This is a genomic window from Burkholderia sp. AU30280, assembly GCF_020420125.1.
GTDB lineage: Bacteria > Pseudomonadota > Gammaproteobacteria > Burkholderiales > Burkholderiaceae > Burkholderia.
The window spans coordinates 352,109-365,821 of record NZ_JAIZRY010000001.1 but is presented as its reverse complement, the minus strand read 5'-3'; the positions used below and the strand labels follow the sequence as shown (position 1 = coordinate 365,821).

Here is a 13,713-nt window from a genome sequence, read left to right as displayed (position 1 = left end):
ACCCGAACCGAGCTCCCATGTCCATCCACGTCGCGCTGCATCACACCACCCGCTATCGCTACGACCGGCTCGTCAACCTCGGCCCGCAGGTCGTGCGTCTGCGTCCCGCGCCGCACTGCCGGACGCCGATCCTCGCGTATTCGATGACGGTCGAGCCCGCGCAGCACTTCATCAACTGGCAGCAGGACCCGTTCTCGAACTATCTCGCGCGGCTCGTGTTCCCGGAGCGCACCGAGCACTTCGAGATCACGATCGACCTCGTCGCCGAGATGTCGGTGTACAACCCGTTCGACTTCTTCCTCGAAGCCAGCGCGGAGCAGTACCCGTTCAGCTATGACGACGCGCTGAAGACCGAACTCGCGCCGTATCTCGCGTGCGATCCGCAGACGAGCGCCGCGCCGCTGTTTCGCGCGTATGTCGACGGCGTCGACCGCACGCCGGCCGGCACCGTGAACTTCCTCGTCGCGTTGAACCAGCAGCTGCAGCGCGACATCGGTTATCTCGTGCGGATGGAGCCGGGCGTGCAGACGCCCGAGCAGACGCTCGAACTGGCCTCGGGCTCGTGCCGCGACAGCGCATGGCTGCTCGTGCAGCTGTGCCGCCATCTCGGCATCGCCGCGCGTTTCGTGTCGGGCTACCTGATCCAGCTCACGCCCGACGTGAAGTCGCTCGACGGCCCGAGCGGCACGTCGGTCGACTTCACCGACCTGCACGCGTGGTGCGAGGTGTACCTGCCCGGCGCCGGCTGGATCGGCTTCGACCCGACCTCGGGCCTGCTCGCCGGCGAAGGCCACATCCCGCTGGCCTGCACGCCGCAGCCGACGAGCGCCGCGCCGGTCGAGGGGCTGATCGACGAGTGCGAGGTGTCGTTCGAGCACGAGATGGCCGTGACGCGCGTGTACGAATCGCCGCGCGTGACGAAGCCGTACACGGAATCGCAATGGGACGGCGTGCTGGCGCTCGGCGCGCAGGTCGACGGCGCGCTCGCGGCCGGTGACGTGCGGCTCACGCAAGGCGGCGAGCCGACCTTCGTGTCGATCGACGATCGCGACGGCGCCGAGTGGAATACCGACGCGCTCGGCCCGACCAAGCGCGGCTATGCGACCGAGCTCGTGCAGCGGCTGCGCGCCGAATACGGCGACGGCGGCTTCCTGCATTTCGGGCAGGGCAAGTGGTATCCGGGCGAGCAACTGCCGCGCTGGGCGTTGTCGATCTACTGGCGTGCCGACGGCCAGCCCGTGTGGCACGATCCGTCGCTGTTCGCCGACGAGCGCGAGCCGTCCGCCTATACGACAGACGACGCGAAGCGCTTCATCGACGCGCTGGCCGCGCGGCTGAACCTGACCGGCGAATTCATCCTGCCCGGCTACGAGGACGTCTGGTACTACCTGTGGCGCGAGCGCCGGCTGCCGGTCAACGTCGACCCGTTCGACTCGCGTCTCGACGACGAGCTCGAACGCGCGCGGCTGCGCAAGGTGTTCGAGCAGCAGCTCGACAGCGTGGTCGGATACGTGCTGCCGGTCAAGCGCGCGGAAGACGCACAGGGCCGCCATCGGCCGGACCTCGACGGGCCGCGCTGGCAGACGGGGCCGTGGTTCTTCCGCGACGAGCGGATGTACCTCGTGCCCGGCGATTCGCCGATGGGCTATCGGCTGCCGCTCGATTCGCTGCCGTGGGCGAGCCGCGCCGACTATCCGTATCTGGTCGAGCGCGATCCGTTCGCGCCGCGCACCGCGTTGCCGGACGCCGCCGCGATCCGCGCGCGCTACGCCGGCCCCGCCGATGCGCCGCGCTACCTGTCCGGCGTGCATCGCGAGGCATCCGCGCAGACCGTGATGCAGTGGCGCGACGACGGCGTGGCCGGGAACGGGCGGCCGGCCGCGCGCGACCCGAATCGCCTCCCCGAGCGCTTCGAATCCGCCGCGTGGATCACGCGCACGGCGCTGTGCGTCGAAGTGCGCAACGGCATCCTGTACCTGTTCATGCCGCCGCTGGCCGCGCTCGAGGATTATCTCGACCTGCTCGGCGCGATCGAGCTGACCGCGCAAGCGCTCGGCGTGAAGCTGGTGCTCGAAGGCTATCCGCCGCCGCGCGACGCACGGCTGAAGCTGCTGCAGGTGACGCCCGATCCCGGCGTGATCGAGGTGAACATCCATCCGGCGACCAACTTCGACGAGCTCGTCGACCACACCGAATTCCTGTACGACGCCGCCTGGCAGTCGCGGCTGTGCAGCGAGAAGTTCATGGTCGACGGCCGCCACGTCGGCACGGGCGGCGGCAACCACTTCGTGCTCGGCGGCGCGACGCCGGCCGACAGCCCGTTCCTGCGCCGCCCGGACCTGCTGGCGAGCCTGATCGCGTACTGGCACAACCATCCGTCGCTGTCGTACCTGTTCTCCGGGCTGTTCATCGGGCCGACGAGCCAGGCGCCGCGCGTCGACGAGGCGCGCAACGACCAGCTCTACGAACTCGACATCGCGTTCGCGGAGATCCAGCGCAACAAGCTGCTGTACGGGCAGGACATGCCGCCGTGGCTGGTCGACCGCGTGCTGCGCAACCTGCTGATCGACGTGACCGGCAACACGCACCGCAGCGAGTTCTGCATCGACAAGCTGTATTCGCCGGATGCGTCGACCGGCCGGCTCGGCCTGCTCGAGCTGCGCGCGTTCGAGATGCCGCCGCATGCGCGGATGAGCATCGTGCAGCAATTGCTGCTGCGCGCGCTGGTCGCGCGCTTCTGGGCCGCGCCGTACACGACGCCGCTCACGCGCTGGGGCACCGCGCTGCATGACCGCTACATGCTGCCCGCGTTTCTTCAGATGGATTTCGACGACGTGCTGACCGAACTGCGTGACGCCGGCTTCGCGTTCGATCCGGCGTGGTTCGCGCCGCACTTCGAATTTCGCTTCCCGCTGTTCGGCGAGATCGCGGTGAATGGCATGCAGCTGTCGCTGCGCGGCGCGCTGGAGCCGTGGCACGTGATGGGCGAGGAGGGCGCGCCCGGCGGCACGGTGCGCTATGTCGATTCGTCGGTCGAACGGCTCGAAGTGCGCGTGACGGGGCTCAACGACAACCGGCACGTCGTGACCGTGAATGGCCGCGCGCTGCCGCTGCAGCCGACCGGCACCGTCGGCGAATACGTCGCGGGCGTGCGCTACAAGGCGTGGTCGCCGCCGTCCGCGCTGCATCCGACCATCGGCGTGCATGCACCGCTCACGTTCGACATCGTCGATACGTGGCTGCAGCGCTCGCTCGGCGGCTGCCGCTATCACGTCGCGCATCCGGGCGGGCGCAACTACGCGACGTTCCCGGTCAATGCGTACGAAGCCGAAAGCCGCCGGCTCGCACGCTTCGTCGAGATGGGGCATACGCCGGGGCGGATGGATGTCGCGGCTGCCGCGCCGAGCCGTGAATTCCCGTTCACGCTCGACCTGCGGCGGCCGTGACCGGACGATGACAGGACGGACGACGATGCGCGGTTCGCGATACCCGGCGGCTCCGGTCGCTGGCGGCCCCGCCGGAATGCTAGGATGCGGGCAGATTGCGGCCGCGCGCCGCGGCCCGCCGCCTGGGTGGCGGCGCGCGTGCGCGGCCGGGCCCTGACGACGGAACGACACCGTGCCGCCCATAGACACAGATCATCTCGCCGCCCCCGACGCGATGCCCACGCTTTTCGATACCGGCGCGCAGCCGGATGCCGCCGAACTGGCCGCCGCGCTCGCGGCGCCGGCCGCCGCCGGGCGCTACGACGAACTGCGCGGCAGCGCGGCGGGCCTGAACGCGCCTGCGCTCGCGCCCGCGTGGCGCAGCTTCTTCACGTCGATCGGCAGCGACGGCGTGGCCGACCTCGATCGCCGCGCCGACGCGCTGCACCGGCGCATGCGCGAGAACGGCCTGTTCTATCAACTGCACGAGCAGCGCGCCGGCGACGGCGCGGCGGGCCCGTGGTCGCTCGACCTGCTGCCGCTGATCGTCACGCCCGAGGACTGGGTCGCGATCGAGCGCGGCGTGCTGCAGCGCGTGCGGTTGCTGAACGCGACGCTGGCCGACCTGTATGGCCCGCAGACGATCCTCGAGCGCGGGCTGCTGCCGCCCGCGCTCGTCACCGGGCATCCGGGCTACCTGCGCGCGATGCGCGGTGCACGCGTGCCGGGCGATACCTGGCTGCACGTCGTCGCGTTCGATCTCGCGCGCGGCCCGGACGGGCAGTGGCGGATCGTCGCGCAACACACGCAGGGCGCGGCCGGCCTCGGCTACCTCCTCGAAAACCGGCTGATCGTGTCGCGGCTCTTTCCGAGCGGGTTTCGCGGGCTGCGCGTGCAGCGGCTCGCGTCCGCGTACCGTGCGCTGCTGCAGAGCATGCAGGCGCTCAGCCCGGCCCGCAAGAATTCGCGGATCGTGCTGCTCACACCGGGGCCGCACAGCGCGACGTATTTCGAACACGCCTACCTCGCGCGCTACCTCGGCCTCACGCTCGTCGAAGGCGGCGACCTGACCGCGCGCGACAACCGCGTATTCCTGAAGACGCTGGGCGGGCTCGAACCCGTGCACGGCATCCTGCGGCGCGTCGACGACGCGTGGCTCGATCCGCTCGAACTGCGGCCCGATTCGATGCTCGGCGTGCCGGGGCTGCTGCAGGCCGTGCGCGCGGGTAACGTGCTGCTCGCGAATGCGCCGGGCTCGGGCTTCCTCGAATCGCCGGCGATGCTCGGCTTCATGCCGCGTCTGGCGGAAGGGCTGCTCGGCGAAACGCTGACGCTGCCGGCCGTGCATTCGTGGTGGTGCGGTGAGGCGGCCGCGTGCGACGACGCACTCCCGCAACTCGCGCGCGGCATCGTGAAGGCATCCTATCCACCCGATGTGCAGGCCGGCGGCCCGTTCGAGCCGGTGATCGGCGCGCGGCTCACCCAGGCGCAACTGGCCGAGTGGCGCGCGCGGATTCTCGCGCGGCCCGAGCACTACACGGTGCAGGCCGACCTGCCGCTGTCGCAGGCGCCGACCTGGCCGGGCCCGGACGCGCCCGATGGCAACGGCGGCGCCCGCATCGTGCCGAAGCCGGTGTTGCTGCGCGTCTTCGCGCTCGCCGACGGCGCGAAGCGCTGGCGGCTCCTGCCGGGCGGGCTGTCGCGGGTCGGTACGCGCGACACGCTGTTCAACGCGCCGATGCCGCGCGGCGGCAGTACCGTCGATACGTGGGTGATGACCGAAGGCATCGTCGATTCGACGACGCTGCTGCAGACGCACCTCGGCCCCGACGATCTCGTCGAACGCCCGCGCGCGATCGCGAGCCGCGCGGCCGAAAACCTGTTCTGGCTCGGCCGTTATACCGAGCGCGCAACCAACCTGATGCGCCTCGCGCGCGCCGCGCTCGAACGGCTGCGAGGCGAGGACGATGTCGACAGCCCCGCGCACCTGGAGCTGCTCGACACGTTGTGCCGCGACACGGGCCTGATCGCGGCCGATGCGCCGAACGCCGTCGATGCGCCGCGTGCGTTCCAGCACACGCTCGCGACGTCGCTGACGCGCGGCACGGATCGCACGTCGGGCATTGCGTCCTGCCTGTTCGGGATGCGTGGCGCGGCCGCCGCGATTCGCGAACGGCTGTCGAGCGATCAGTGGCGCTTGATCGACGACGCGACCCAGCTGTTCGCGGACAGCGCGGGCCAGCCGGAAGCCGAGGAGCAGATCGGCAACGAGGCGCTGCAATTGCTGGAGCGTCTCGGGCTGCTGCTCGGCGCGATCACGGGCGCGCAGACCGACAACATGACGCGCGACGACGGCTGGCGGTTGCTGTCGATCGGCCGGCAGATCGACCGGCTGGATTTCCTGTGCAGCGTGCTGAAGGTGGCGTTCGACGAAGGCGCGGTGCACCGGCAGGACGGCTTCGAGCTCGTGCTGGAGCTGTTCGACAGCACGATCACGTTCCGTTCGCGGTTTCAGCGCGGCTTCGACGTTGCGCCGCTGTTGTCGCTCGTCGTGCTCGATACCGACAACCCGCGTTCGCTCGGCTGGGTCGTGCAGGCGCTGCGCGGCCGGCTGACGAAGGTCGAGCGAAGCGAAGGCTATGCGCTGTCCGAGCTGGCCGAGACGATTCCCGACGTCCCCGCGTGGTCGCTGCACGAGCTGTGCGAGACCGCCGACGGCGGCCGGCACGACAAGCTGCTCGATGCGCTCGACACGACGGTGAAGGCGGTCTGGGAATTGTCGAACCGGATCGGCGAGCGCTATTTCAGCCACGTGCGCGAGGCGGGCAGGACGTTATGGTGACGACGAAAGGCGCGGGTAAAGTGCCGCCAGGCTCCGGCAATGCACGGCAGGCGGCGTCACCGGCCGCACCGGCCGCCGTTGCTCCGGGCCGGTTGCTGAGCGTCACGCACGACACCGAATACCGTTACGCGGCGCGCGTCGAATCGGCGCAGCACCAGGCGCGCCTGCAACCGCTCGTCACGCCGCGCCAGCAGGTGCTGTCGTTCGCGCTCGACATCGATCCCGCGCCGGAATCGGTCGGGACCGAGATCGATGCATTCGGCAACGCGCGCGCGTCGTTTGCGTTGAACCAGCCGCACGATGCGCTGCTCGTGCGCAGCCGCAGCACGGTACGCGTGACGCCGCCCGTCTGGTCGCGCGGTGCGCGCGGCGAGCCGCCGCCCGCCATCGCGAATCCCGACGGGAAACAGGCGATGGCGTGGGAAGCCGTGCGCGACCGCTTGCGATTTCGCGCAGGGCAACCCTACGACGCGGCGAGCGAATTCGTGTTCACGTCGCCGCATGTCGCGTGCGATCCCGAACTCGCCGCCTATGCGGCTTCGAGCTTCACGCCGCACCGGCCGCTCGTGCAGGCCGCGTGGGAGCTGATGCGGCGTGTGCATGCCGATTTCGCGTATACGCCGAACAGCACCGACATCACGACGTCGGCGCTCGATGCGCTGCGCTTGCGCAAGGGCGTGTGCCAGGATTTCGCGCACGTGATGATCGGCGCGCTGCGCTCGCTCGGGCTTGCCGCGCGTTACGTGAGCGGCTACCTGCTTACGCAGCCGCCGCCCGGGCAGCCGCGATTGATCGGCGCCGACGCGTCGCATGCATGGGTCGAGGTGTACGACCCGGCATGGCCCGAGGACAATGGCTGGCTGCAGCTCGACCCGACCAACGATCGTGCGCCGGGCGACGACTACGTGATGCTGTCGATCGGCCGCGACTATGCGGACGTGACGCCGCTGCGCGGCGTGATTCGCGGCGGCGGCGCGGATCAGGAGCTGAAGGTCGGCGTGACGGTGGAGCCGCTCGACGCGCCGTGACGCATGCCGCGTACCTGCGTGCATGCCGTTTAAGTCTTCGTTAATACTGCACGCCTAGCATGATCATGCCGGCGAACGGATCGGGCTCGATCCGGGGCGCCGGCGGCACGCGCGGGTGCGTCGACGTCACGGCGCCGCACCGTCGCGCGTCGCCTTTCCCTTGCAACGGCGGCGGATCATGATCAAGACCTTCGACTACACGCTCGGCAGCGAGACGATTCCGCTCTGCGCGAGCTTCGGCGCAGGGCCGGCGTGGCGCCGTGTGCTCGTGAGCCGCGCGGATTCGATGGAGACGCTGGTAGTGCTCGACGCACGCGGCCTGTCGGGCTTGCTGAAGGTGGCGACCGAAGCGCCGGAAGGGCTGCTCGACGAGGCGATCCGCAAGGTCGGCGACGAGCAGCTCGTCGAGCGGGCGATCAGCGGCAAGGCGATCGTCGAAGCGGCTCTGTGACGACACAGGTGGCGCACGGGCGGCGCGGCTGACCGGATCGAGGAGTATGCTCTCGGTCCGACCGACTCTTCGACGCATGCCTCATGCTCACGACAGGCGCTGCCATTTCCGCATCCCGCCGCTATACGACGATTCGCGTGATCGCGTATCAAGGCATCCTGCAAAACATCACGTCACTGCTGCAGTTCGTCCCGTTCGTGCTGTTTGTCCAGCACGAACGATCGCTGACTGCGTTTTCGGCGTGGTCGTGGCAGTTCCGGGTGTTGCAGGGCGCATTGTTCGTGTCGGCGATTGCGGGGCTGGTCAGTCACGTCGCACTTGCGTTGCGTCGCCGCTGGGGACGCACGCTCGCGCTGGCGACCTGGGGCATATCGTGTGTCGTGTGGCTCCTGTTGTCGACGTGGGTCCCGGTGCTCGTCGCGTTGCCGTTCGGCATCGTCGGCTTCGCGCTGATGTACAACCGGCTCGGCAACGATTACCTGAGCCTGCCGCAGGTCGCGGCGGGTTCGACGGTGCGGCGCTTCGTGTCTTTCGGTCTGCTGGCCGCGGCGTCGGCACTGTATTACTGGGCGATATCGTACGCGGCGGCCCACACCGGCGCTTTCGCCTACATCATTCCGAATATCCGGCCGAAGAACCTGCTGCAGGCGGCGGCAGTCCTGCTGGTTCTGGGCACCGCCATCGCGCCGCGAGGGCGGCGCATGTGGAACTGCGGCATCGCGCTGATGACGGCTGCGATCGCGATGCTGGGCATGCTGGCGGGCTACGTGTCGACCGCGACGCCGCTGGTTCGCCATATGCCGCAGGAATATCAACGCACGGCCGTTGCCATTCCGTGGCAGCCGATCATGGTCTACGTGGTCGTGACGTTCTGTGTTGCGCTGGTGCTGATTCGCGTGACGAAGCCGCCGACGCGTAGCGACTGGGAACTGGCGGCGAACCCCGACGCGCCTGCGGATCCGGCGCGCCGGGAAACGACTTCCTGACGTCGCGCGGCTAGTCCGCGAACCGGTCCGTCGCCGCGATCAGCGCTTCCAGGATCCCCGGCTCGTTGTACGCATGCCCGGCGCCGGGCACGATCTCGAACGTCGCATCCGGCCATGCCTTCGACAAATCCCATGCGGTGCGCGCGGGTGTCGCGACGTCATAGCGACCCTGCACGATCACGCCCGGGATGCCGGCCAGGCGATGCGCGTCGCGCAGCAGCTGGCCTTCCTCGACGAAGCCCCGGTTCACGAAGTAGTGATTCTCGATCCGCGCGAACGCGAGTGCGTAGTGGCCGTCCCCGAAGTGCGCGGCGAGTTTGGGGTCGGGCAGCAGCGTGATCGTGCGGCCTTCCCAGATGCTCCACGCGCGCGCGGCTTCGAGCTTCGCGGCTTCGTCATGGCCGGTCAGCCGGCGATGGTAGGCGGCCATCAGGTCGCCGCGCTCGGCTTCCGGAATCGGTGCAACGAATTCTTCCCACAGATCGGGGAACAGCCACGATGCGCCTTCCTGGTAGTACCACAGCAATTCCGCGCGACGCATCGTGAAGATGCCGCGCACGACCAGCGCGCTCACGCGCTCGGGATGCGTTTCCGCGTACGCGATCGACAGCGCACTGCCCCACGACCCGCCGAACACGAGCCACTTTTCAGCGCCGACCATCTCGCGCAGGCGCTCGATATCGGCGACCAGATGCCACGTCGTGTTGTTCTCGAGGCTGGCGTGCGGCGTCGAGCGCCCGCAGCCGCGCTGGTCGAACAGCAGGATGTCGTAGCGCTCCGGATCGAACAGGCGGCGATGGTCGGGGCTGCAGCCGGCGCCGGGGCCGCCGTGCAGGAACACGGCGGGCTTGCCGGCCGGGTTGCCGCAGCGCTCCCAGTAGATGCGGTGGCCGTCGCCGGTGTCGAGATGGCCGTGGGCATAGGGTTCGATCGGTGGGTACACAGGCAGGCTCCGGGTAAGGGTCGACAGGAGGCGGACGACTCGCGGGCCGGTGTGCGAGCGGGGACGACGGATATTGCGCCGCCGCAAGAAACGTTGTGCTGGCACCGGGCCGGCCGCCGCCGGACAAGGCTTGTCATTATGCCCATTCGCCGCCCGGGACGCCGGCTCGTTGCGGCGTGCGCGGCCGCCGGTGCGGGCCCGGGGATTTTTGAAGCAATTTCATTCCGATATTTTTCATACAAAATCCCGGCGGCATATCGGCGTGCCGAAGCGGGGCGCCGGTCTGCTGCCTATCCACCGTGCCAACGGAAACCAGCCGATGAACCATCGCGTCACGCAATTGACCGGGTTGCGCGCCGTCGCGGTCGCGATGGTCGTGGTCGGACACGCCGAGCACGTGCTGCCCGGCGGCTATACGGGCTGGTACGCGCCGTTGCGGCTGATCGCCGACGGCCGGCTCGGCGTGCTGATCTTCTTCGTCCTCAGCGGCTTCCTGATCACCAATGTATTGCGCGCCGAGTTCGCGCGCACGGGCGGCATCGCGCTGACGTCGTTCTACGTGCGCCGCGCGCTGCGGATCTGGCCGGCCTGCTACGTGTATCTCGCGGCGGTCGCGATCGTGGCCTTCGCGGGCTGGTTCGACGTCGATCGCCGGCAGTGGCTGTATGCGGCGCTGCATCTGTGGAATTACTCGGCGTGGTTCGGGCTGACTGCCGACAACACGCTGCATCCGGACGGTGCGTGGTATCTCGGCCATTTCTGGTCGCTCGCGCTCGAGGAACAGTTCTACTGGTTCTGGCCGCTGCTGTTCGTGTATGGGATGCGTCGCGGCGGGACGCGTTGGCTGGCCGCGTTGATCTTGATCGTGCCGCTGGTGCGCGCGGTCACGTATTTCGTCGCGCCCGCGCTGCGCGGGCAGCTCGCGATGATGCTTCACACGGGCGTCGATTCGATTCTGATCGGCTGTTACGCGTCGCTCAACCGCGAACGGCTCGAAGCGTGGATTCGTACCTGGCGTGGCGAGGCGCGCATCGCGACCGCGATCATCTTGATCGTGCTGATCGGCATGCCGCTCGCCGAACATCGGCTCGGCGGGTTCTGGAATGCGACGTACGGCGTGACGCTCGAAGCCGCGTTGATCGCGATCGTGATCGTCGTGCTGAATTTCCGCAGCGAGTTCTGGGGCGCGCGATGGTTGCGTGCCCGGCCGGTCGTGTTCGTCGGCACGATCTCGTTCAGTCTTTATCTTTGGCAGCAGCCGTTTGCAAATCCGGATCTGCAGGTTCCCCATGCGTTTCCACTCGGCATCGTGTGGGCGTTGCTGGCCGCAACGGCCAGCTATTTCCTCGTCGAGAAGCCGTTCCTGCGGTTGAAGGATCGCTATGCGGCGCGCGAGATGCGGCGTGTGCGTGACGACGCGCGGCGGATGCCGGCGTCGGGCGAGGCGATCGGCGCGAAGGTGGCGGAGTAGGCGGGCGGGGCGGTGACCCGCCTTGGCCTCACTTGAAGCGCTTCATCGCGGCAGGCGAATACCAGAAGTTTCGGAACATATCGATCCCATACGTCTTGCCGTCGTAGCGGACGATCGTGCGCGCGGTGCGCTTGCCCGTCTCCGAGTAGTCTCGGTCCTTGCGTTGCGACTTCGTGATGTGCGCCGTGATCGACAGGTCGGCAAAGCCATGGCTCGATGTTTTCTCGACGGCGATCGTCATGCGGGCCTCTTCGCTGCTCGCGTCGCCGACGCCAGGGCCGCAGGCGTCACCTTCGACGGAGACCCACCCGTAGCGGTTGGTGCCGAACACCGGACGAATGCGGTTGCCTTCGCGCACCCACAGCGTGAGCTCCTCGCTGGCGTCGGCGTCGGGGCAGCTCGGCCCGCGTGCGCTGCTCGTGAACACGACGCCGAATGCGCGTACGTCGGGCGATAGCCGGTAGGGTGCGGTGTCGATTTGATAGCTGTTCTCGCCGATCTCCGTTGCCGCATCCTCTTGAACGACCGACTTTTCGGCCGCCACGACCTTGCCGCCCTCGACGAGCGCGACGACCTGCAGCTTGGTGCTGTCGTCCGGGTTCTTGCCTTGGGGAAGCGAATCGAACGCGACGGCCGCAATCGTCGTGTCCGGCGCGTTCGGCATGACCTTGCACGCCGCCGCGACGACGAGCCGGTCCGCGTCGCGTGTGGCGATGCGGGCGCTTGCGATACCGGCCCAGCGGGCGACGGCGGTGACGGTATCGTCGCCGCAAGGCTGATTGTCTGTCGCGTGAACGGCGGGGGCGGCGACGAGCGCCAGCAGCGGGACGAAGCGGAGGATTCTTGTGGTCACGATGGGAACAGGTTCTTCACGGGTTGTCGTGGATGTTGCTTGCCGACCGAAGCGTACCTCAGCACGCAGAAAGATCTCCGAGTGCTTGACCGCCTCTGTACCGCCACCTGCATCGGACCCGCTTCACGGGAGCGGCGCAGCCCCGATTTCATGCGGCAAACGCGGACGGATGCGCGCCGAACCTGCAGCCCGTCGCGTCCTTCGCAGATGATGGCGCCGGGGCCGGTGTTCGAGCGTTTCCTTCGGCTCGAAGCCGACTCGAAGCCGGATCAAAGTCGACGGAATACCAGGCTGGCGTTGACACCGCCGAAGCCAAAGCCGTTGGAGATCGCATATTCCGTCGATATTCTGCGGGCCGATCCGGCGACAATGTCGATGCCTTCCGCTACCGGGTCCGGCTGGGTCAGGTTCAGCGTAGGCGGCGCGAGCTGGTCGCGTAGCGCAAGGATGGTGAAAATCGCTTCCACGCCGCCGGCAGCCCCGAGCAGATGCCCTGTCGACGCCTTGGTGGCGGATACGGCAGGGCCGCGACCCGTTCCAAACACAGCCTTGATGGCCGCCAGTTCGCTGATGTCGCCGACGGGCGTGGACGTCGCATGGGCGTTCAAATGCCCGATCAGCCCGGGTTCGAGATTCGCCTGCCGGAGGGCGAGTTCCATCGCGCGTCGTCCCCCGGCGCCGTCCTCGGGCGGCGACGTCATATGGTATGCATCGGCGCTCGTGCCATAACCGAGTACTTCGGCGATGGGGGTGGCGCCTCGCCGCAGCGCGTGTTCCAGCTCTTCTATGACGAGCATGCCGGCGCCTTCTCCCATGACGAAGCCGTCTCGCCCGGCGTCGAACGGGCGGGATGCCTGCACCGGATGATCGTTGAAGCCCGTGGACAGGGTTCTTGCCGCGGCGAATGATCCCAGGCTGACCCGATCGATGCAGGCCTCCGCGCCGCCGCACACGGCAATGTCGGCTTCGCCCGCCCGGATCAGGCGTGCTGCGTCGCCAATTGCCTGGGCGCTGGCGGCACAGGCCGTAACCGGAGCGCCCAGCGGGCCGCGAAGGCCGTGGCGGATGGAGATGTGGCCGGCGGCCATGTTAGCCAGGAAGCTGGGGACGGTGAACGGAGACAGCCGTCTTGGCCCGCGCTCGTCAGTGATCCTGACGGCCTCTGCAATGGCACCGAACCCGCCCACGCCGGACGCTACGATGGTTGCGGTTCTTTCGCGAGCGCTTTCGGTTTCCGGTTGCCACCCGGATTGATGCAAGGCCTCTTGCGCGGCGCCCAGCGCAAACAGGCTGAACCGGTCCATCTTCTTCTGGTCCTTGGGTTCCGCCGCGAGGGCAGGATCGAATCCCCATGGACAGTCAGGCGTCAGCATGGGCACGACGCCACCGACCTTCGACGCAATGCCGTCCGTGACATCGCCGGGCAAGCCGACCACGCCCGAATGACCCTTCAGGAGGCGGCTCCATACGGATTCGACTCCGCATCCCAATGGCGAAACCATACCCATGCCAGTCACGACAATGCGTCTCGTATTCAAACGGTGCTCCTCTTTTGACTGATGAAGACAGGCCGCCGGAAATTGGCGCAATGCGCCATCCGACACCTCTCACGAAGTTCAGAAATCACGAAGATAGCGCGTCAGTATAGGGATGGGGCGGGTTGGGAATTCGCACATCGCGCCAATTAATATGCAAAGTGCGCCATAATGATCCA

The 13,713-nt window shown here is 68.2% G+C and carries 9 protein-coding genes; 6 read left to right on the top strand and 3 right to left on the bottom strand.

Annotation, left to right across the window (positions count from 1 at the left end; genetic code table 11):
• The first annotated feature begins 17 nt into the window (after window positions 1-17).
• The 5 genes from LGN17_RS01580 (at window position 18) to LGN17_RS01560 (ending at window position 8,732) form a co-directional block, all read left to right on the top strand.
• Entirely contained in the window at window positions 18-3,446 is a 3,429-nt protein-coding gene (locus tag LGN17_RS01580) for a DUF2126 domain-containing protein (protein ID WP_226194880.1), read from the top strand.
• Window positions 3,447-3,660: 214 nt separating this feature from the next.
• Window positions 3,661-6,267 (top strand): circularly permuted type 2 ATP-grasp protein, encoded by a 2,607-nt coding sequence (locus LGN17_RS01575; protein WP_226195269.1) that lies wholly within the window; start codon window positions 3,661-3,663, stop codon window positions 6,265-6,267.
• Window positions 6,261-7,295, top strand: a complete 1,035-nt coding sequence (locus LGN17_RS01570; protein WP_226194879.1) for a transglutaminase family protein — start codon at window positions 6,261-6,263, stop codon at window positions 7,293-7,295. Before LGN17_RS01575 ends, LGN17_RS01570 begins: the two co-directional genes overlap by 7 nt.
• 178 nt (window positions 7,296-7,473) lie before the next feature.
• On the top strand, window positions 7,474-7,746 hold the full coding sequence (locus tag LGN17_RS01565) for a hypothetical protein (protein ID WP_175950569.1): 273 nt from the start codon (window positions 7,474-7,476) through the stop codon (window positions 7,744-7,746).
• 83 nt (window positions 7,747-7,829) lie between these two features.
• Window positions 7,830-8,732 (top strand): hypothetical protein, encoded by a 903-nt coding sequence (locus tag LGN17_RS01560; RefSeq protein WP_226194878.1) that lies wholly within the window; start codon window positions 7,830-7,832, stop codon window positions 8,730-8,732.
• Between the two features lie 10 nt (window positions 8,733-8,742).
• Here the strand turns inward: LGN17_RS01560 and pip are convergent, their stop codons facing one another.
• A complete protein-coding gene (pip, locus tag LGN17_RS01555; protein ID WP_226194877.1) occupies window positions 8,743-9,675 on the bottom strand; it encodes a prolyl aminopeptidase in 933 nt (310 codons plus the stop codon).
• A 319-nt stretch (window positions 9,676-9,994) separates the two neighbouring features.
• Here pip and LGN17_RS01550 point away from each other — a divergent pair, with 319 nt between their 5' ends.
• Window positions 9,995-11,146, top strand: coding sequence for an acyltransferase family protein (locus LGN17_RS01550; protein ID WP_226194876.1), 1,152 nt, complete (start codon window positions 9,995-9,997; stop codon window positions 11,144-11,146).
• Between the two features lie 28 nt (window positions 11,147-11,174).
• Here LGN17_RS01550 and LGN17_RS01545 read toward each other — a convergent pair whose 3' ends face one another.
• On the bottom strand, window positions 11,175-11,999 hold the full coding sequence (locus LGN17_RS01545) for a multidrug ABC transporter ATPase (protein WP_226194875.1): 825 nt from the start codon (window positions 11,997-11,999) through the stop codon (window positions 11,175-11,177).
• A 269-nt stretch (window positions 12,000-12,268) separates the two neighbouring features.
• Window positions 12,269-13,537 carry a beta-ketoacyl-ACP synthase II gene (gene fabF, locus LGN17_RS01540; RefSeq protein ID WP_226194874.1) on the bottom strand — a complete coding sequence of 423 codons (1,269 nt, stop codon included), beginning with the start codon at window positions 13,535-13,537 and terminating at the stop codon, window positions 12,269-12,271.
• Window positions 13,538-13,713 lie beyond the last annotated feature (176 nt).